This window comes from Edaphobacter bradus (assembly GCF_025685645.1).
In the GTDB taxonomy this organism is placed as follows: domain Bacteria; phylum Acidobacteriota; class Terriglobia; order Terriglobales; family Acidobacteriaceae; genus Edaphobacter; species Edaphobacter bradus.
Map to the genome: position 1 here is coordinate 76,920 of NZ_JAGSYF010000001.1, position 19,012 is coordinate 95,931.

Here is a 19,012-nt window from a genome sequence, read left to right on the forward strand (position 1 = left end):
ATGAATAGTGAACGTGAACAATGTCTCCGCCCAACTTGATTTGATTACTCGGATGATGATCGGCCTATTGGACGATGGTATCGATCAACGCCGAATTCACCCGCTTGAGACTCGCTTGGAAGGGCCCATCGCCTTCGATGGCCGTTTGATTGAGCTTCAGCCATTCGATCAGAGGAGTGGGTGACTCGCCGGTCATCATCTTAAACAGGCCGTATCCTTTAGCCATGCGAGCCATAAATTCTCGGTCCCGATTCAAGTTAAGAAAGTTCTCCCATTGTCTGCTGAGGTAATCCGTTCCTTCTTGATTTGCCGAACCTTCGCGATCGATCGATTCCTTGATCCATTGATCGGGCGTAACTTCGCGATAGCGGACGGGCCTCCCTAGAAGCTTCGTCAGTTCTTGCGCCAGTTCATTGAGACTCGGGTTTGAGGTGAAAAGCTGGTAGGCCTTTCCAATGAACGGCTCGGGGTTCAGCAGCACTTTCAATGCGAGTCGTGCAACGTCTTCTGCCGCAATGGATGGTACTTTTCCGTCACCCGATCCGAACGGGGCTCGGATCTCAGAGTCTTGGCTAATAGCCTTTGCGGATTGGCGGAGTAGGCTTTCAAAAAACAGGGCCGGACGAAGATGGAAGCTCGGAACTCCAGACCACTCCAGGATTTGTTCAGAAAGCCAATTTTTGCGACCCCAAGGACTGGGGCTTTGATCCGAGGATGCTCCCGCAGAAATGTGAAAAATGAATTTCACGCCCGCTTCCTTGGCTGCTTGAGCCAGGATTGCCGTGGCTTCCAAAAGACCGGCCTGAACCGGATAGCAGAAATAGACGCTTTCGATACCTTTTAAGGCTTGGCGAACGGATTGAATGTCGAGAAGGTCGCCCGCAAAGACTTCCGCGCCCATCTCGTGCAGGACGTCGGATCGCTCGTCCACTTTGCGAACGAAGGCTCGAACCGGGACGCCCTTTTCCCGTAGTAAACGGGTTAAACGATTGCCAGTGGCTCCTTGAGTACCGCCGGCTGCCCCAGTAACCAGGATTTTTGAACTCATAAATGCTATCTCCCCTTCTCGAATGTCTCTCTGTTTATGTGATGATAATAAGCACATATTGGGTCAAAAAAACTCACTGGCTCGCCTGACGAATTTCCTCAACGACATCGGCGAGGGTTATTCGATCGAGACTATCCTCGAAACTTTTCTGCGCTTTTTTCAGGACCGACGACATAGACCCCTTAATGTTGCGGCTGACCGGGCATCTCTTCTCGACAGGATAGTTATGAATCGCGAATGTCGGTGGCGCCGCGCTGGCCCGATAAATGTCTAGTAGCGTTATCGCTTCAGGAGAACGCGTAAGGGTGCTCGCGCCGTTCTTACCGCGCGTAGTGGTGATCAGACCAGCATTGGAGAGCTTCGAAAGCGATTTCCTCACGAATGTGGGGTCTGCATTCACGCTTGCAGCAAGAGCTGCCGAAGAAATTTCCTTGTCGCGAAAACGACCGAGCAGGGCCATGATATGGGCTGCAACCGTGAACTGAACGCTCTTCGCGGGCATCGGACCTCCTCACAGTATATGTGATGTTGATTAGCACAATTCGGTTGCAAGCTTTTTCCAATCGACCGGAAGTGGTCGCGGGGGATCTCACGTGCTGGAAGCCTCAGACAAATATTGACCTGATGGCCCAATAGCGCGGAGGATCGTTGCGGTTAGAGTGCGACGTGGCGGAAGGTGAGGTTGATGCGGCATTCGCCGGTGAGGGGATGCGTGCCTGCGGCGATGGGCGCGACGCCGTGGAAGATGAGGCGCGCGGGACCTCCCCAGACGAAGACGTCGCCGTGCTCGACGCGGATGCGGCGGGGAGTGTCGGCACGGCGGAGGGTTCCGAGGAGGAAGGTAGCGGGCAGGCCGAGCGAGACAGAGACGATGGGCTGGGTGTAGTCCCGCTCGTTTTTGTCCTGGTGGAGCGAGAGGCGCGTGCCGGGCTCGTAGCGGTTGATGAGGCAGGCGTTGGAAGTGAAGTGCGCGAAGCCCGCTGCTGTCGCGGCGCGTGTGGCGAGGTGCTGGAGGATTCGTGGCATGGCGGGCCACGGCTTGTTGACGATGGGGTCGAGCGAGGTATAGCGGTAGCCGGTGCGGTCGGTGGTCCAGCCGAGTGCGCCGCAGTTGGTCATGGCGACGGACATCGTGTGGCCGCTGGGGACGATCATGCGCCGGAAGGGCGAGGATTCGGTGATGGCTTCAATCGCGCGAAGCAGTTCTGGGGCTTCCTGCAGGCAGAAGGCGCGCAGGAGGGTGACGCCTCCGGCGGGATGGTCGATGGTGGGAGCGGTTTCGGATGGCCAGAGTGGGTTCATGTCGTGAATCTTCGCCACCATTAAGCAAACCGCAGATCCTTCGACTCCGCTTACACCCCAACGAGCAAGCTCGCTGGGGACCCCGGTGCGCTCCGCTCAGGATGACACATGCTTCATTTTGACAGTGTTCTACCGTGCATCGTGAAAGATCACTCCTAAGGTGAAGCGCTGGCCGGAGCGGATGGGGCTGACTCCGTGACGCATGGCTACTCGATAGACGCCGCGCGTGCCGCGCTGGGGGCGGTGGTTAACGGCGAAGAGGACGGCCTCGCCCTGATGGAGCGGGACGACCTCGACGCGCGACTGCATGCGGGGGCGCTGCTCGGTGAGGACGAACTCGCCGCCGGTGAAGTCGGTGGATGGTGCACTGAGGAGGAATGTTGCCTGGATGGGGAAGACGAGATCGCCGTAGAGGTCCTGATGGAGGCAGTTGTAGTCGCCGGGCTGGTATTTCAGCAGCAGCGGCGTGGGGCGATCTTGCCCAGCATTGTGGCACTGAGCGAGGAACTGCTGATGCGTGGGTGGGTAGTCGATGGGACTGTTGAGGTCGCGGCTCCACTGAGACGCGATGCGGGCGAGTGGCGGGTAGAGATTGTCGCGGAGTGTCTGGATGAGGGACGGGAGTGGGTAGCTGTAGTACTGGTATTCTCCGCGTCCGAAGCCGTGTTTGGCCATGATGACGCGGCTGCGAAACTGCGCAGCGTTGTTGTAGCCTTCGGCGAGTTCGGAGCACTGGGATGGAGTGAGCAGCGGACCGGTGGTAGCGTAGCCGCGTTCGTTGAGGCTGGTCTGGAGCTCGTCCCAGTTGAGACATCTGATCTGTTCCTGCGTGGTCATGTCTTGACTCTTTCAGGATATGCAGGAGGAGACACTCCGGTTTGTTCGCAGATGTGTGGACAAATGAAGAAGCTGCTCTCCCTGGAAAATGGAAGAGCAGCTTCGGTGGTGCAGTTGATGGGAAGCGGTTAGACCTTGGGCTCCCAGCCCTTTTCGTACTCGCGATCCCAGTACTTCATAGCCTCGGGGTCGTTGAGGACGTGGCCATTCTTTGGATCGAGCTTGAGGCCACGGTTGAGCTCCCAGGCGACGTTGGAGAGCTGCAGCATCGTGACGGCCACGTTGCCGACTTCGACGGGCGAGTTGAGTTTCTCGCCCTTCTGGATACCGGCGATGAAGTTGGCGAAGTGGAGATCGGTCATGTTGTCGGCGCCAGTAAGATCGGCGGAGCCGTGGGCAGCGCTGCCGGCCTGGCGCTCGTCGATCTTGTTGCCTTTGAGGTCATAGACCTCGTAGCTGCCGCCATCGACGAATACCGACCCGTTCGTACCTACCACGACTGAGCCGCGGTCGCGGTTGTGCTGCTTCATCCCGTTGCAGCACTGTCCCTCCCACGAGATCGTCTTATCGTCGTATTCGAAGCTGGTGACGAGAGTGTCGTAAAACTGCCAGTCGTCCTTGTACGCATAGCGGCCGCCGGAGGCTGAGACATGATTGGGCAGGTCGACCCCCAGGGCCCAACGGCAGACGTCGATCTCGTGAGTGCCGTTGTTGAGCGTCTCGCCCGTACCCCAGTGCTTGAACCAGTGCCAGTTGTAGGGGTGGTAGTTGGACATGTAGGCCTTACGCGGCGCGGGACCTTGCCAGAGGTCCCAATCGAGTGTGGCGGGAACTGCGACAGGTTTGCCTGTGCCGATGGACTTGCGGGTGTTGCTGTACCAGCCCTTCGAGTAGTAGGCGCGGCCGATCAGGCCTTCGTGGATCTTGCCGACGATCTCGATGATATGTGGGGCCGAGCGGCGCTGATTTCCCATCTGCACAAGCTTCTTGTACTTGTCGCGGGCGGCAACCAGCATGACGCCTTCCCCGGGGTTGTGGCTGCAGGGCTTTTCGACGTAGACGTTCTTGCCTGCTTCGAGCCCGGCGATCGCCATCGGCGCGTGCCAGTGGTCGGGGGTGGCAATCGTGATGGCATCGACGTCCTTTGAGGCGAGGACCTTGCGAAAGTCTTTGTCCGTGGCGGGCTTGTAGCCGAGCTTCTGCTCGACCGCTCCAGAGAACTTTTCGAGGATAGGTGTGTCCACGTCGCAGACATGCGTGATGCGTATGTCCTTCTCATTCGCTTTGAGCGAAGCGAGATGGGCGTAGGCACGACTGTTCAGGCCGACGACGGCGAAGTTGACGCGGTCGTTCGCCCCCATGATCTGGGCATAGCTTTTGGCGGTTGAGCTGACGGCTAAGCCTGCAGCGCTTACCGCGAGAGTGTCGAGAAATTCACGTCGGGTTATCACGTCTCTCCTCCTGAGGAGTTAGTTCGATCTTTGTCCTAATAGGGCGGCTGCTTCCCTGAACAAGGGCTTCTACCCGCGCGAAGATAATGTACACGAGCAGCACAACAATTCTCCAGTGCAAAAGCGTTTTTTCAAGGGCAAAGGGCTGAGCGTATAGTAAATGCGTGTCGGCCCGGATTGCGGTCCCTCCTTCAAAACTACCCTGATTTGAACGCGCTGGAGGTGAAGATGGCGGCGATTGAGCGTTACGACGTAGTGGTGCTTGGCTGCGGTGAAGCCGGCAAATTTATTGCATGGACGCTGGCCAAAGAGGGCAAGCGGGCAGTGGTGATCGAGCGGAGATATGTGGGCGGGTCGTGCCCGAACATTGCGTGCCTGCCGAGCAAGAATGAGGTTCAGAGCGCGAAGGTGGCGAAGTATCTCCAGCGGAGCAAGGAGTTCGGGATGGTGGTCGCCGATGGGTGGCGCGTTGATATGGCGGAGGTGTACGCGCGCAAGCGGAAGATGGTTGATGGGTTGATTGAGATGCACCGTGAGAATTTTGCGAAGAGCGGCGCGGAGCTGCTGATGGGCTCGGGGAAGTTCGTCGGCGAGCGCAGGCTGGAGGTCGCGCTGCAGGCGGGCGGCACTCGCGTGATCGAGGGAGAGATGGTCTTCCTCAACATGGGGTCACGGGCGCAGCGGATCGAGACGCCAGGGCTGGCGGACGCTGCTCCGCTGACGCATGTTGAGGCGCTTGATCTGGAGGCTGTGCCTGAGCATCTGATCGTGCTGGGCGGCGGATATGTGGGGCTCGAGCTTGCGCAGGCGATGAGGCGGTTTGGCAGCCGCGTGACGGTGCTGGAGCGGAGCGCGAGGCTGTTGCCTCGCGAAGATGAAGATGTCTCGGAGGCCCTGCTGCAGTTGTTTCGTGATGAGGGGATCGAGGTTGTGATGAACGCGCACGTGGAGCGCGTTGAAGGGCGGTCGGGCGCGAGAGTGAAGGTGTGGCTTGCGGGCGGAGCCGTCCTGGAGGGATCCCATCTCCTCGCGGCTACAGGGCGAACGCCGAACACAGATGGCATTGGGCTGGATCTCGCCGGAGTGAAGACGACGGCGAAAGGATTCGTGCAGGTGAATGATCGGCTGGAGACGACCGCCGCGAATGTGTGGGCACTCGGCGATTGTGCGGGGAGCCCTCTCTTTACGCACATTGCGTTCGACGACTTCAGGATTGTGCGGGACAACCTGCACGGAGCAAAGCGCACGACGACGGGAAGGCTCGTGCCGTCGTGTATGTTCACCGATCCTGAGCTGGCGCGAGTTGGGTTGAATGAGAGCGCGGCGAAGCAGCAGGGAATTGCGTGCAGGACGGCGAAGATTCCGGCCGTGGCTGTGCTGCGGGCGAGAACGCTTGGTGAGACGAGGGGATTTCTAAAGGTTGTGGTGGGAGCGACTGATGACCGCATCCTCGGCTTCACGGCCTTCATCGCAGAAGCAGGTGAGCTACTGCCAACAGTGCAGCTTGCGATGAACGGGGGGGTATCCTATCCCGTGCTGCGGGAGATGATCTTCACGCACCCGACGATAAGTGAGGCATTTGTGCCGCTGCTCTCTGCAATCCCCAAGCGGGCCTAGATGAGCGGACTTAGATGAGCGGACGGCCTTCGATGCCGAGATCGACGTGGTAGAGAGAGTCGCGTGTGGCGAGTGCGGCGCATCCGTCTTCCAGAAAGGCGAGGCCGACGAGGTTGTTGCCCGAGACGGCGAGCGATGCTTCGCGCGCGGGCGTGATGCGGACGATGCCACGCTGGCCGCGCAGGCTGGCTGCCACATAAAGGTTGTCGTCGACGTCGAACGCGATGCCTTGCGCACGGCCGAGGCCCTGGTAGAAGACGGTCGTGTCACCGTCCCGGTCGATGGCGTGGACGGCCTGATTGCTGGAGGTCGTTGGCCCGGTGACGAAGAGGGTGCCCTCGCTGTTGAAGGCGAGATGGTAGGCGGCGATGGAGGGCTCGAGAGTAGCGAAGACGAAGATCTCGCGGTTGGAGTTGATCTTGAAGATGGTGCCGGAGCGGTCGCCGACGTAAAGGTTGCCGACGTCGTCAAAGGCGATGCCGGTGGCGATGCCCATGCCTTCGGCGTAGGTGGAGATCTCGCCTAGCGGAGAGATGCGGTAGACGGTCCCTTCGGCGCGGGAGCTGGCGTAGAGGTAGCCTTCGCGGTCGAAGGCGAGGCCTGTGGGGTTGAGCAGGTCGCGGACGAAAGGAGTGACCTGAAAGTCGCGCTGGATGCGGAAGATGGAGACGGGAACGGCCTGGCCGCGCCCTCCGGAGAGCGTGGCGAAGACTTGGCCGGTGGCATCTACGGCCGGATTAGCGACGGGGTGCAGGTTCTCGGCCATGGGGACGGCGATGCGGACGTGGAGCGGGTTGCTGGCGCTGTCGTTGCGGTGGAGGATGAGGTCGCCGGAGATGGAACCGTCTGGAACCTGGACAGTGGCCCTCGTGTGGCGGCTGAGTGTGACGGGCGCGAAGGTATCGCCTATTGTCGCGTGGGGGATGCGGTGGCCGGCAGGATCGAGATGTGAGCCGTGGAGCTCGATGGTGCCGCCGGGCATGGCTGCGGCGGGAGAGAGATGCTCGATGTGCGGGGAGGCGTCGGTATTGCGAAAGAGGCTCATGCGCTCCTACTAAGGTATGCGCTGGCGGTGGAGTGTGTAAATGATTTGCTGGCTAGAAAAAGAGGTGAGCGATCTGTGCGCAGAGAAGAGCGAGGAGGCCGGCGGCGACGTCGTCGAGCATGATGCCGGTGCCTTCGGGGAGGCGTTCGAGCTGTCGGATGGGCGGCGGTTTGAGGATGTCGAAGGCGCGGAAGAGGAGGAGCGAGAGTGCGGCGTGCTTCCAGTCGGCCGGGATTGCGATGAGGGCGATGAGCTGGCCGGCGGCCTCGTCGATGACGACGTGGCCGGGATCTTTGCGGCCGGATTCGCGGGCGACGATGGTGGCTGCGGGGATGCCGATGAGCGTGACCGCGATGGCTGCGATTGCGGTGCCGATCGCGAGGGCGACTGGCGAAGGATTGAGCGTGTGTGCGGCTCCGTACCAGAGCAGCAGCGCCGTGATGGAGCCGTAGGTTCCGGGGCCGGGCTTGAGCAGGCCGGAGCCGAAGAAGGTTCCGAGGGTCCAGGCCCAGAGGGTCTTCTTTTCCGACGGCGGGTGGAGTTGCGTGCCGGAGTTTGCCACTAGTTCACTTCGTCGTCGTTGTTGGTTTTAGTGCGTTTGGAGCGGGCGAGTTCTTCGAGAAGATCAGGGTCCTGAATTGGTGTGGAAACCTTGTAGTCGCCGCTGGCCCATTTGCCGAGATCGATGCGGCGGCAGCGGTCACTGCAGAAAGGGAAGTCTTCGTTCTGTTCGAGAACGAGGGTGCGGCAGGTGGGGCAGCGGAGGGTCTTCGCTTTAGGTGTGGAGTTCTTTGCCATGACAAGTCCATTTTAATCGTTGTTGTGCAGACGACGCACACCCGAGATTTCGGAAGATAAGAAGCTGGTAGCAGCCAGCGGATATCTTACGTCTAAACAAAGGTGAAGGCCGCCTTATGCTCGTAGCACCGACTCCATGTAGAACGATGAGCTTCTGGTGTAGAACCAGTTTGTTGATGGCCTTTCTCTTTATTTTGGCCGAAGCATCAAGGGCCTGGCAGCGAAGTTCCGGCGTATCGGAGTTGCAGCCGCTGCCAGCGGGAATTACTTTGCCAGTGCAGATGGGGCGAACGCTTCGCGCGGGGAAGACGAAACCCGGAACTGTCTTCGTGGTCAAGACAACGCAACGAGTTCCTGTCTCTGAGACCTCCTATCTCAACAAAGGCGCCAAAGTTCGCGGCGAGGTCGTGGCGTCAGCCGCCGGAGATGGGACGGCGGCACATCCTTCCATGCTGACGATTCGATTTACTGCGCTGAACTATCGAGGGAAGACAGTCCCGCTGGTGACGAGGGCAATTGCAATCGCCAATCTTATGGCGGTGGAGTATACGTATGTGCCTGCGACAGGAAGCGCAGACTGCGGAAACTTCACCGCGACGAACTGGACGACGAGGCAGGTTGGAGGAGATGAAGTATACCGTTCCGGTTGGGTCGGCGATGTGAACGATGTGACGACGCATAAAGTTGGCAACGCCGACTATTACGGGGTCTACAGCCTGCCGGTAAAGATCGACGGTGAGAAGGTCCCGCTGGCTATGGGGGTCTTCTCGACTACAGCTAAGGGGCTCTATGCGTACGATCCGGGGGCAACTTTAGAGTCGTCCGGAGGATTGATCACCGTCACGAGTCCAGAGAAGCATCTCGCGATTCGTAATGGGGATAACCTTCTGCTTGAGGTTCTTGCCCGATAGTAGGAGCCGAACGGCTTTACTCGATGATGCGGGCGACGACGTCGTAGTCGTGGGACTCGGTGATCTCGGCGCGGTAGAAGGTTCCGGGGACTAGCTCTTCGTGGGGGCCGAAGTCGTTGATGAAGACCTTGCCGTCGATCTCGGGGGCGTGGAGAAGCGTGCGGCCCTCCCAGAGGAGTTCGGTCTCTTCGGATTCGCCTTCGACGAGGAGGTCGATCTCGCGGCCTACCCAGGCGGCCTTGGATTTGGCGCTGATCTTCTGCTGGAGCTTCATCAGCTTGTTGCGGCGGGACTGGATAGTGCGTGTGGGGACTTTGAGCTCGTCGGCCAGTTCGAAGGCCTTGGCGCCCTCTTCGTCGGAGTAGGTGAAGACGCCGAGCCAGTCGATCTGCGCGGCGGTTATGAAGGCTTCGAGTTCCTTGTAGTCGGCTTCGGTCTCGCCGGGGAAGCCTACGATGAAGCTGGTGCGGATGACGATGCCGGGGACGATGCGGCGGGCGCGCTCGATGAGGTTGAGGAAGATCTGCGCGTTGCCTCCGCGCTTCATGCGCTTGAGGACGCTGGCGCTGGCGTGCTGCAGCGGGACGTCGAGGTACTTGGCGATGTTGTCGTGCTTCGCCATCGTCTCGAGCAGCCGCGTCGTCACCTTGTTGGGATAGGTGTAGAGGAAGCGAAGCCACCTGAGGCCGGGGAGGGCGGCGAGGGCTTCGAGGAGCTGGGCGAGGCCGTCCTGCAGGCCGAGGTCTTCGCCGTAGCAGGTGGTGTCCTGGCCGATGAGGGTGATCTCGCGGACACCCTGGGCGATGAGGTTTTCCGCCTCGGCGACGATGGAGGACATGCGGCGCGAGCGGAACTTGCCGCGAAGTTGCGGGATGATACAGAAGCTGCAGGGGTGGTCGCAGCCTTCGGCGATCTTGATATAGGCGCTGGCGCGGGGAGTGGAGAGGATGCGCGGGGTGTCGTCGGAGTAGAGGTACTCGGGGAGCGCGGCGGTGGCTCCGTCCCAGGCGTCGCGGGAGAAGCGGCCTTGTTTTTGGCGGAGGTCGCCTTCGGGGCGGGAGGTTGTTGCCTGTTCGATCTGGAGCTGTGGTGCGGCGTCTTCAGGGCGCGAGTGCTGGTGGACGGCGCTGTGGGCGCGGGCAGCGAGCGACTGCGGGAGGATGTTGAAGGGCGAGTTGGGCTGCGACGCGGGTTTGGGGGAGAGGCCGGCGGCGTTGAGGATGGCTTCGAGCTCGCCAGTGCCTACGACGGCGTCGACCTCGGGGATGTTTTTCTGGATCTCGTCGCGGTAGCGCTCGACGAGGCAGCCGGCGACGATGAGGCGCTGGGCGCGTCCGCCGTTGGCCTGTTTGTGCTGCACCATCTCGAGGATGGTGTTGACGGACTCCTGCTTGGCCGAGTCGATGAAGCTGCAGGTGTTGACGACGAGGATCTCGGCGTCTTCGGCGCTGGGGGTGAGTTCGCCGCCGGCGCTGTGGAGGAGGCCCATCATGACCTCGGAGTCGACGAGGTTCTTGGGGCAGCCGAGGGAGACGAAGCCGATCTTTGGCCTTGCAGGAGCGGCTTCGAGCACACCTGTGGTTTCTGTTGTAGCGGGGGGAGTCACAGTCTCATAGTTTACCAGTTCTGTGGCCTGTACGGCTCGCATTCGGTCCCTCCCCTCCACCCCGTGTATTTTGTGCAAAGTACTCATTCGTTGCGAGTTAGGCTTGGACTTCCGGTTGGTCCTGCCGCTAAAGTCCTGTTATTTCGTGCTTGCTTCCCGCAAAGTCTTCATTTCATAAGAGATAAGGCCGGGCTTTTGTCCCGGCCTTATCTCCTTCTTCAGGTTCTATTTTACGTGATTGAGCGGAACTGTTATGCCACTTTGCCGTAGTTTATTTTCTTCGCGCAAATGATTGTTTTTGCTTGTGTTGTCGTGATTCTTGAGCTTTGATGCAGGGTGAAAAGACTTGACAAGGGTCAAGCCTCGGGAAAACCTCGTCGCGGAACGGGCGGCTAGCTTGTGGGCGCGGTTGCTGGCGACGCTGTCGCCGATGGGGAGGATTGGGTCTGGGTGGTGTCCGGGTAGTTTTGCCAGACGAGGCCGATGGTTCGGTAGAGATTGGACGCGCGTGGTGGAAGGGGTGTGCTGGTTAGGGCTTTCTTTGGTTTTGCAGCGAGCAGCCACCATGCAACGGGCGCCTGCTGTATGTCGTAGCCAGCATCGTGGAGGAGACCGAGGCTGACTCGACCGCTTTGGTCTTCGGCATCACGCTGCATTGAAGCAGTGACCCGGTCCTTCACCAAGGCTCCGATGCCAAGCCCGCTCAGGCCGAAGGCTCCGCTCGCGATCTCCGCCGCTATCAGCTTCTTTCTTTCTGGTGCTGCACGGTAGTTCTGTTTTTCGATGGCCTGGACGATGTTGTCGGCGAGGACAGCGGCGACCTGCGAATCGTTCTGTAGGCGGCTGATTATTTGATACGGCACGAGGATGATGCCATTGGGCAGCGTCAGGGCGTCGTGGAACTTTTGGTCATCGATGAGCTGGAACTGGAAGAAGATTCGGGACTCGTCGTCCTTAGCGAGGGTTCGCTGGAAGGAGGGGATGAGGCTGGCGCCGATATGGTTGATGCGCGCCTGCATGACGGGGTCCTTGTAGGGAGGAATTTTTTTGGGATCGATGCCGAGGAAATATTTCTTGACTACGTTTTGTTTGGAGTCTGCGGGAACTGTTGAGGGGTCGTAGTCGTTTTTGGCGAGGAGTTTGTCCTCGCTATCGGAAATGACGTTGGGTTGGAAAGTGACGGCGTCAGCTACGAGGACACCGTCGGAGTGCAGGGTGCCGTGATACTTCAGCCAGACGTTGGGTTTGACCTCAGCGAGCGAGGTGCACGGCGCCTGGAAGGTGGTTTGGGTGGAGGCGTTGATTCGGATGAGGTAGCCGTCTGCGCGGACAAGGAGCTCTCCTTGCTTGGTGGCGAGGATGCGGTCGATGACGGCGAAGCCGCTGAGCCGATGGTCCCGGGGCTGGCGGAAGAGGACCTCTGTTGCCGTGATGGTGTGGTGGCGATCGTCGATCTTGCCAAAGACGGCGACGGCTTCTCCGAAGAAGGCATTGCCGCCGCTCCGTGTGGCAGGTTCGGGACCGTTGAGAGTGGTTTTGAACACAGTTTTGGCGTTGGTGAAGATGCGATAGCCGTTGACGTCGAAGTCAGTGAGGGAGGAGGCGCGGGTTACGTACCCGTCGACTGCGGGGTCTGGCTCCGGCATCTGGGCTGTGGCGGAAGAGATAGAGATGAGGGCAGAGAAAACTGCAAGCAGAGCAGGGGGACGAACCATATGTCCCCGAAGATAAAGGGGACACTGGTGTTGGACAAGAGAAATCGACGTATGTACCTGCTCATCTTCCGGCGTTGATGGACTCAGAGGAAAACGGATCGCGCAGAGCGCGATTGCCCACCTTATCGGCCTGCGGCCGCGAAGATGGGGCACCCCGAGTTTCAGCCGACTGTTGAGTGCTCAGGCGAGGCCGTTGCGGGAGATAACTTCTTTGTAGAAGTGGGCGCTTAGTTTGGGGGTTCGCTTTTGGGTGGCGATGTGAGAACCTGCACGCTTCCCTTATGCCGACATTCGCGGTACTAACTTTAGAAGGTTCCCGCTGTTCATCGGTCGACGCGCATTTCCTAAGGCTAGTCTGTCGAGGCGCTCGTGCCACGTCGTCTTCGCTGATAAGCGGCCACTTTCAATTTATTACCGCAGATATTCATGCTGCACCACCGACGCGAGCCTTTCTTGCTCGTATCGAAGAAGTGAGAGACACAGGACTCGCATTTGCGAATACGCGAAGGTTCATTTTCTGTAAGCAAGTCGGCCGTGGCATCAGCGACCGGCGCCCAAAGATCTGTAGGCTTGCGAGGCTCGAATACCGCTTCCCTGACGAGCTTCGAGTCGCGCTTATTGAGCGACGTATGACGAGGGTATTTACGCAAGAGCGAATTGACTTCGGCGAGGAAAGCATCGGACGGCAAAGAACCGTCCTCTATCCGCATAACAGCCGTCCGCAGACGTTCCCGGAAGGCCGTTAGTTCTTTGAGGAAAGACGCTGCCTCGGCAGAATCCCGCCAGCCCCGCACCAGCGTCTTAGCGCGAGGCGAAGACACAATCCCCGCAGCGATCAACCATCTTTCAAGCGCGTGAGCGTCCGGCAACAGTTCGGTAAGTCCTGCCGCCAGTTCCGGTTTTGTGTTCAGAAAATCCAGGATCGTCCTATTTGCAATGAACAGGAACCCATCGACCCATTCATTCGCCTCTTGAGCCGTTGCCCGCATAAGACCCCCTCTGCACAGACCGTCCCATAAAATAATAACACCGTTATTGAAACTTTTACAGGTGTTGAGTAATCTCATGAACAAGAGAAGCGCACGCGGCCCCAAAGTCGTGAGCAAGAATCAAACGGTCAACCGGCGTTCCCAAATACGCCGAATAGAAAAGGAGAAATCATATGCGAGCTATCGTAATCGACCACTTTGGCGGCCTGGACGCCCTGGTCATTAAGGAAATTCCCGAACCTGAGCCGTTGCCCGGCCATGTAGTCATTCAGGTGAAAGCCTTCGGGATCAACCATGCCGAGACGCACATGCGCAAGGGAGAATGGGCCGAATCAATGCCGGTCAGCGGAATAGAATGCGTTGGTATCGTGAAGTCGTGCCCCGGCGGGGAGTTTGCAGTCGGCAGCAAGGTGGCCGCATTGATGGGCGGACTGGGGAGGACGATCAATGGCAGCTATGCCGAGTACACCCGCGCCACTGTCGGCGGCGTAGCGCAGATCGAGTCGGACCTTCCCTGGGAGGAGCTCGCGGCGCTTCCCGAGTCTTACGCCACAGCCTGGACGTGCCTCTTTCGCAATCTGGAGCTTGCGAAGGGCCAGACGTTGCTCATTCGCGGCGCCACGTCAGCGTTCGGCCGCGCTGCGCTCAACATGGCGGTAGATGCGGGCGCAAAGGTTATCGCCACGACCCGCAACAAGGATCGATTCAAACAGCTGGAAGATCTGGGCGCTCACCGGGTGGAGTTGGAGGGGCCGGATCTTTCGACGCGCATCGCCGAGGCCAAGCAGATCGACTCGATTCTCGACCTCGTCGGAAACAGCGTGATCCTCGATTCTCTCCGGATATTGCGCCGCGGAGGACGAGCCTGTCTCGCCGGATGGCTGGGAGGCCTGGCTCCAATCGCGGACTTCAACCCGCTATTGCAGATGCCAAGCGGCGTCTACCTCACCTTTTTTGGCAGCTTCGTCTTTGGAACGCCGGGCTTTCCTCTTTCGGATGTTCCGCTGCAGGAGATCGCGAAGAAGGTGGAGCAAGGCAGGTTCAATGCGAAACCGTCACGAGTTTTCCGCTTCGAAGACATTCGTGAGGCACATCGCGTGATGGAGGCCAACGAGGCCAACGGAAAGCTGGTCGTCAAGCTCTGACGACCAGTCGCAACCGTTGTGAGGGAGGGGTCATGGCGATGAAGAAGACTACGCCAAACATTTAGCAGCAATCTCTGGTGGCGCGTTCGCCGTCTTCATCACCATCATCCTCAAAAGAGGCTGAGGATGGATTGTTGTTCCGCTTCAGGCGAGGCCGTTGCGGGCTATGACTTCTTTGTAGAACTGGGCGCTTAGTTTTGGGGTGCGCTTCTGGGTTTGGAAGTCGACGTAGTGAAGGCCGAAGCGGTAGGCGTAGCCGTCGGCCCACTCGTAGTTGTCCATGAAGGACCAGCAGAAGTAGCCCTTCACTGGGACGCCTTCGGAGACTGCGCGGTGGAGTTGGGTGAGGTAGTTGCGGAGGTACATGACGCGGTCGGAGTCGTAGACGTGGCCGTCGGGAGTGAGGGTGTCGGTGGAGGAGGCGCCGTTTTCGGTGATGTAGATCTCTTTGAAGCCCCAGATCTCGGCGATGAGCTTGGGGCCCCAGTAGAGGCCCTGCGGGCCGACGCGGAGCCAGGGGCTCATCATGTGCGGATAGGAGGCTGGGGCAGGGACGACGGCGTAGCCGCTCGAAGAGTTGTCGGCGCGGACCCAGGTGGTGGTGTAGTTGTTGAGTCCGACGAAGTCGATGGGCGTGCCGATGGCCTTCATGTCGGCGACGGTGAACTTCGGGGCGTTGGCGCCGTGGTGGGCGAGGTAGGCGTCGGTGTACTTGCCCTCCATGATGGCTGTGAGGTAGCCGGCGTTCTCCTCGCGCATGGCCTTGCGCGCGGCGGCGATGTGCTCGGCGGTTTCGATGATGGGAGCGCAGGCCTCGGCGTTTTCGGCCAGGCCGACCTTGACGCCGGGCTTGGCGTGGGCGCGGATGGCCTGTACGCCTAGTCCGTGGGCGAGGACGGCGTGGTGGCGGACCTGGTTGACCTTGTCGACGGAGAGGGTGAGGCCGGGGGCGTGGCGGCCGTCGCGGTAGCCGATGTCGACGAAGGACTTCATCTCATTGAGTGTCATGAAATGCTTGACGCGGTCGGAGAGATGCTGGGCGACGTAGCCGGCGTAGTTGGCAAAGGCCTCGGAGGTGTCGCGGGACTGCCAGCCGCCCTTGTCTTCGAGGGCCTGCGGGAGGTCCCAGTGGAAGAGGGTGCAGTAGGGCTGGATGTTGTTGGCGAGGAGCTCGTCAACGAGGCGGTTGTAGAAGTCGAGGCCCTTGGGGTTGGGGGTTCCGGTGCCCTGCGGGAAGACGCGCGGCCAGGCGACAGAGAAGCGGTAGGTCTTGAGGCCGAGGGCCTTCATGAGCTGCACGTCTTCCTTGTATCGGTGGTAGTGGTCGTCGGCGATGTCGCCGGTGTCACCGTTGTTGGTCTTGCCTGCGGTGTGGGAGAAGGTGTCCCAAATGGAGGGACCGCGGCCGTCTTCGTTGGCCGCTCCTTCGACCTGATAAGAGGCAGTCGCCGAGCCCCAGAGGAAGCCCTGCGGGAATCGCCGCGCGGTTGGCGTCGATGGGGTGCCCTCGGCCTGCGCGGTTGTGGAGAGCGTGGCGAGGGCTGTGGGGGCGAGGACGGCGGTGCCGAAGAGGCGAGCGAAGGAGCGGCGAGACAAACGATTGATCACTGGGAAATCTCCACCTTTGACGTCAGGGAAGTTTAGCTGCTTCTGACTCTGAATTCTACGTGGTCGTCGCCGTGAAGGAAGTTTGCGGCGTAGGCCGTGGGTATTTGGTTTGTTTTGTGTTGGTTATGTCGTTTGGGCACATGAATAGGGACTTCTGTGGAAAACCGTCCATTTTGGAGGTGTGGCCTGATGAAAAAGGAGGGGAAGCCGATGACGGAGGTGGTTGCGGAGGCGTCTTATGGGCATGGGATGTGGTTGAGGGTCACGAGTCACAGGGGATTGTTTGGGTGATGGGGCGATTGCGACCGGAACTGAGTATGCTGCATCCAATGTTTGATAACTTGATAGCAAGTCACTCAGGTAGAGGGAAACTCCATGGCAAATGACTTTGTAAGCGTGATTCAACCGACGGCAGCCAAGAATGAGGGGGGCGAAAGCTCCGGGGGGAGATCGACTCCGGTACTTCCGGTGCGCGACACGGTCCTGTTTCCTCACGCGGTGCTGCCTCTGACGGTGGGACGTGAGAGTTCCATCCAGCTAATCCAGTCTCTGGGCGAGGACAAGGAGATCCTGGTGGTGGCGCAGCGCGATGCGCGGCAGGATGCTCCGCAGGGGTCAGACCTGTACGCGATTGGAACGCGGGCGACGGTGCATAAGGTTGTGAAGATGCCCAACCAGAGCCTCTTTGTGTTTACCGAGGGCAACGAGCGGGTGAAGCTGGGTGTGTTCTCGCAGACGACCCCGTTCATGATGGCGGAATACGACGCGGTCGCGGAGGTGGAGCCGGAGAAGGGTCCGGAGACTGAGGCGCTGCAGCGGAATGTGGTCAGCCAGTTCCAGCAGATTGTGACGAGCTCGCCGACGCTGTCGGACGATCTGCAGACGATCGCAATCAATATTGAAGAGCCGGGTAGGCTGGCAGACTTTATTGCTTCGTCGGTGCCGTTTTTGACGACGACGGACAAGCAGGAGCTGCTGGAGACCCCGGATATAACGAAGCGGCTGGAGCGGATCAACCAGCACCTGGCGAAGGAGATCGAGGTGCAGCAGTTGCGCGCCAAGATCCAGACCGAGGTGCAGGATTCGGTGCAGCAGTCGCAGCGGGATTACTACCTGCGGGAGCAGTTGAAGGCGATTCAGAAGGAACTGGGCGACATTGATGAGAGCCAGAAGGATATCGCGGAGCTGAAGGAGAAGATTGAAGCCGCCGGGATGCCGGATGAGGTGAAGAAGGACGCCCTGAAAGAGTTGAGCCGGTTGAGCCGGATGAATGCGATGGCGGCGGACTACAGCCTGACACGGAACTACGTGGAGTGGCTGGCGGTGCTGCCGTGGTCGAAGAGTTCAGCGACCGAGGTGGACATCAAGAAGGCGAAGGAGATTCTGGACGCGGACCACTATGGGTTGAAGAAGGTGAAGGACCGCATTCTGGACTACCTCTCGGTTCGGCGGCTGAAGCCGGATATGAAGGGTCCGATTCTATGCTTTGTCGGGCCTCCGGGCGTGGGTAAGACCTCGCTGGGAAGGTCGATTGCGCGGGCGCTGGGACGGAAGTTCTCGCGCATCTCGCTGGGCGGCATGCACGATGAAGCGGAGATTCGCGGGCACCGGAGAACGTATATTGGCGCGCTGCCTGGGCAGATCATTCAGCACCTGAAGAGGGTGGAGGTGAACGACCCGGTCTTCATGCTGGATGAGATCGACAAGCTGGGACGCGACTTCAGGGGCGATCCGGCGAGCGCGCTGCTTGAGACGCTGGACCCGGAGCAGAACAATACTTTCCGCGACAACTATCTCGATCAGCCGTTCGATCTGAGCAAGGTGCTGTTTATCTGCACGGCCAACCAACTGGACACGATTCCGGCGCCGCTGCTCGATCGCATGGAGATCATTGAGCTGACCGGCTACACGGAGGAGGAGAAGGTCAACATCGCCGAGCGGTACCTGGTTCCGCGGCAGGTGAAGGAGAACGGGGTCGATCCGGCGATGATCGAGTTTCCGACGGCGAGCGTTGCGCTGGTTGCACGGCATTACACGCGTGAGGCCGGTGTGCGCAGGCTCGAGCAGCAGATTGGAACGATCTGCAGGAAGGTGGCCCGCAGGATTGCCGAGGGCGCGACGGAGAAGATCGTGATCACGCCTGAGGTGGTGCATGAGTTCCTGGGCGGGATCAAGGTCCGCGTTGACACGGAGATCGCCGAGAGGACGAAGCGTGCTGGCGTTGCTGTCGGGCTGGCGTGGACTCCGGTTGGAGGCGATGTGCTCTTTATCGAGGCGAACAAGATGAAGGGCAAGGGCGGCTTCACGATCACAGGGCAGATCGGCGATGTGATGAAGGAGAGCATGCAGGCGGCACTGACGTGGGTCAGGTCGAATGCGGGCCGGTTCGGGCTGGAGGAAGACTTCACGAAGGACACGGACATCCATATCCATGTGCCGGCGGGAGCGATTCCGAAGGACGGGCCTTCGGCGGGCGTCACGATGGCGACTGCGTTGGTGAGCCTGCTGACGAACACTCCGGTGCATCCGCTGACGGCGATGACGGGTGAGATCACGCTGAGCGGCAATGTGCTGCCGGTGGGAGGGATCAAGGAGAAGTTCCTTGCGGCCAAGCGCGCGGGAGTGCGGGATGTGATTCTGCCTCTGGAGTGCAAGCAGCAGGTGGAAGAGGACCTTACACCGGACCAGATTGAGGGCGTGAAGATCCACTATGCGACCCAGATCGAGGAGGTGCTCGCCGTGGCCCTGCCGAAGACAGTGCAGGAGGCGGTGGAGGACGAGGCCCTGCGTGAAGAGGTGCTGCACGCTACGGCCTAACGGTTCGACCGCGGATTGACGCGGAGAAGCACGGAATTAATTTTGAGGGCGGCGGTCTAGCTTAGGCTGGGCCGCCATATTTGTTTGCGTGGAAGGGTTTGTTGGGTGATGTTTTTGCAGGGT

16 protein-coding genes are annotated in these 19,012 nt (G+C 59.9%); 4 read left to right on the plus strand and 12 right to left on the minus strand.

All coding sequences use genetic code 11. The annotated features are described in order from the left end of the window. Positions 1–64: 64 nt before the first annotated feature. The 5 genes from OHL16_RS00305 to OHL16_RS00325 all read right to left on the minus strand — a co-directional run bounded on the left by OHL16_RS00305 (position 65) and on the right by OHL16_RS00325 (position 4,638). Positions 65–1,048 (minus strand): NmrA family NAD(P)-binding protein, encoded by a 984-nt coding sequence (locus OHL16_RS00305; protein WP_263365082.1) that lies wholly within the window; start codon positions 1,046–1,048, stop codon positions 65–67. Positions 1,049–1,121: 73 nt separating this feature from the next. After that, entirely contained in the window at positions 1,122–1,550 is a 429-nt protein-coding gene (locus OHL16_RS00310) for an Rrf2 family transcriptional regulator (protein WP_263365083.1), read from the minus strand. A 152-nt stretch (positions 1,551–1,702) separates the two neighbouring features. Beyond that, the gene (alkB, locus tag OHL16_RS00315; RefSeq protein WP_263365084.1) at positions 1,703–2,371 is read right to left on the minus strand and encodes a DNA oxidative demethylase AlkB; all 669 of its coding nucleotides are present in this window, start codon (positions 2,369–2,371) and stop codon (positions 1,703–1,705) included. A 108-nt stretch (positions 2,372–2,479) separates the two neighbouring features. After that, entirely contained in the window at positions 2,480–3,187 is a 708-nt protein-coding gene (locus OHL16_RS00320; protein ID WP_263365085.1) for a 2OG-Fe(II) oxygenase, read from the minus strand. Between the two features lie 128 nt (positions 3,188–3,315). Then, entirely contained in the window at positions 3,316–4,638 is a 1,323-nt protein-coding gene (locus tag OHL16_RS00325; protein ID WP_263365086.1) for a Gfo/Idh/MocA family protein, read from the minus strand. A gap of 228 nt (positions 4,639–4,866) precedes the next feature. On the opposite strand from OHL16_RS00325, the gene OHL16_RS00330 reads away from it, so the two are divergent. After that, a complete protein-coding gene (locus OHL16_RS00330; protein ID WP_263365087.1) occupies positions 4,867–6,255 on the plus strand; it encodes a dihydrolipoyl dehydrogenase family protein in 1,389 nt (462 codons plus the stop codon). Positions 6,256–6,265: 10 nt separating this feature from the next. On the opposite strand, the gene OHL16_RS00335 is transcribed toward OHL16_RS00330, so the two are convergent. From OHL16_RS00335 to OHL16_RS00345, 3 genes are read right to left on the minus strand one after another with little or no spacing between them, the layout of a single operon-like run. After that, positions 6,266–7,300 carry an NHL repeat-containing protein gene (locus OHL16_RS00335; RefSeq protein WP_263365088.1) on the minus strand — a complete coding sequence of 345 codons (1,035 nt, stop codon included), beginning with the start codon at positions 7,298–7,300 and terminating at the stop codon, positions 6,266–6,268. A gap of 52 nt (positions 7,301–7,352) precedes the next feature. Beyond that, positions 7,353–7,862 (minus strand): phosphatidylglycerophosphatase A family protein, encoded by a 510-nt coding sequence (locus OHL16_RS00340; protein WP_263365089.1) that lies wholly within the window; start codon positions 7,860–7,862, stop codon positions 7,353–7,355. Continuing rightward, on the minus strand, positions 7,862–8,098 hold the full coding sequence (locus OHL16_RS00345) for a DNA gyrase inhibitor YacG (RefSeq protein WP_263365090.1): 237 nt from the start codon (positions 8,096–8,098) through the stop codon (positions 7,862–7,864). The genes OHL16_RS00340 and OHL16_RS00345 overlap by 1 nt, the downstream gene beginning before the upstream one ends. A gap of 176 nt (positions 8,099–8,274) precedes the next feature. Between OHL16_RS00345 and OHL16_RS00350 the strand changes: the two genes are divergently transcribed. Then, entirely contained in the window at positions 8,275–9,009 is a 735-nt protein-coding gene (locus OHL16_RS00350; RefSeq protein ID WP_263365091.1) for a hypothetical protein, read from the plus strand. Positions 9,010–9,025: 16 nt separating this feature from the next. Here the strand turns inward: OHL16_RS00350 and rimO are convergent, their stop codons facing one another. The 3 genes from rimO to OHL16_RS00365 form a co-directional block, all read right to left on the minus strand. Continuing rightward, positions 9,026–10,657 carry a 30S ribosomal protein S12 methylthiotransferase RimO gene (gene rimO / locus OHL16_RS00355; protein ID WP_263365092.1) on the minus strand — a complete coding sequence of 544 codons (1,632 nt, stop codon included), beginning with the start codon at positions 10,655–10,657 and terminating at the stop codon, positions 9,026–9,028. A 350-nt stretch (positions 10,658–11,007) separates the two neighbouring features. Further along, entirely contained in the window at positions 11,008–12,330 is a 1,323-nt protein-coding gene (locus OHL16_RS00360; protein ID WP_263365093.1) for a DUF5666 domain-containing protein, read from the minus strand. A 350-nt stretch (positions 12,331–12,680) separates the two neighbouring features. Beyond that, positions 12,681–13,319 carry a CGNR zinc finger domain-containing protein gene (locus OHL16_RS00365; protein WP_263365094.1) on the minus strand — a complete coding sequence of 213 codons (639 nt, stop codon included), beginning with the start codon at positions 13,317–13,319 and terminating at the stop codon, positions 12,681–12,683. A gap of 173 nt (positions 13,320–13,492) precedes the next feature. Here OHL16_RS00365 and OHL16_RS00370 point away from each other — a divergent pair, with 173 nt between their 5' ends. Further along, positions 13,493–14,464: a zinc-binding alcohol dehydrogenase family protein gene (locus OHL16_RS00370; RefSeq protein WP_263365095.1), complete on the plus strand. Its 972-nt coding sequence runs from the start codon at positions 13,493–13,495 to the stop codon at positions 14,462–14,464. A 144-nt stretch (positions 14,465–14,608) separates the two neighbouring features. Here the strand turns inward: OHL16_RS00370 and OHL16_RS00375 are convergent, their stop codons facing one another. After that, positions 14,609–16,072 carry a GH1 family beta-glucosidase gene (locus OHL16_RS00375; RefSeq protein WP_263365096.1) on the minus strand — a complete coding sequence of 488 codons (1,464 nt, stop codon included), beginning with the start codon at positions 16,070–16,072 and terminating at the stop codon, positions 14,609–14,611. A 375-nt stretch (positions 16,073–16,447) separates the two neighbouring features. Between OHL16_RS00375 and lon the strand changes: the two genes are divergently transcribed. Further along, positions 16,448–18,889 carry an endopeptidase La gene (gene lon, locus OHL16_RS00380; RefSeq protein ID WP_263365097.1) on the plus strand — a complete coding sequence of 814 codons (2,442 nt, stop codon included), beginning with the start codon at positions 16,448–16,450 and terminating at the stop codon, positions 18,887–18,889. Positions 18,890–19,012: the final 123 nt, after the last annotated feature.

What these genes read in the sequence shown, in the direction of transcription:
- OHL16_RS00370 (WP_263365095.1), top strand. Translation starts at nt 13,493, where the DNA reads ATGCGAGCTATCGTAATCGACCACTTTGGCGGCCTGGACGCCCTGGTC.
- lon (WP_263365097.1), top strand. Translation starts at nt 16,448, where the DNA reads ATGGCAAATGACTTTGTAAGCGTGATTCAACCGACGGCAGCCAAGAAT.
- OHL16_RS00365 (WP_263365094.1), bottom strand. Translation starts at nt 13,319, where the DNA reads ATGCGGGCAACGGCTCAAGAGGCGAATGAATGGGTCGATGGGTTCCTG.
- alkB (WP_263365084.1), bottom strand. Translation starts at nt 2,371, where the DNA reads ATGGTGGCGAAGATTCACGACATGAACCCACTCTGGCCATCCGAAACC.
- OHL16_RS00350 (WP_263365091.1), top strand. Translation starts at nt 8,275, where the DNA reads ATGGCCTTTCTCTTTATTTTGGCCGAAGCATCAAGGGCCTGGCAGCGA.
- OHL16_RS00345 (WP_263365090.1), bottom strand. Translation starts at nt 8,098, where the DNA reads ATGGCAAAGAACTCCACACCTAAAGCGAAGACCCTCCGCTGCCCCACC.
- OHL16_RS00360 (WP_263365093.1), bottom strand. Translation starts at nt 12,330, where the DNA reads ATGGTTCGTCCCCCTGCTCTGCTTGCAGTTTTCTCTGCCCTCATCTCT.
- rimO (WP_263365092.1), bottom strand. Translation starts at nt 10,657, where the DNA reads ATGCGAGCCGTACAGGCCACAGAACTGGTAAACTATGAGACTGTGACT.
- OHL16_RS00310 (WP_263365083.1), bottom strand. Translation starts at nt 1,550, where the DNA reads ATGCCCGCGAAGAGCGTTCAGTTCACGGTTGCAGCCCATATCATGGCC.
- OHL16_RS00330 (WP_263365087.1), top strand. Translation starts at nt 4,867, where the DNA reads ATGGCGGCGATTGAGCGTTACGACGTAGTGGTGCTTGGCTGCGGTGAA.
- OHL16_RS00305 (WP_263365082.1), bottom strand. Translation starts at nt 1,048, where the DNA reads ATGAGTTCAAAAATCCTGGTTACTGGGGCAGCCGGCGGTACTCAAGGA.
- OHL16_RS00335 (WP_263365088.1), bottom strand. Translation starts at nt 7,300, where the DNA reads ATGAGCCTCTTTCGCAATACCGACGCCTCCCCGCACATCGAGCATCTC.
- OHL16_RS00320 (WP_263365085.1), bottom strand. Translation starts at nt 3,187, where the DNA reads ATGACCACGCAGGAACAGATCAGATGTCTCAACTGGGACGAGCTCCAG.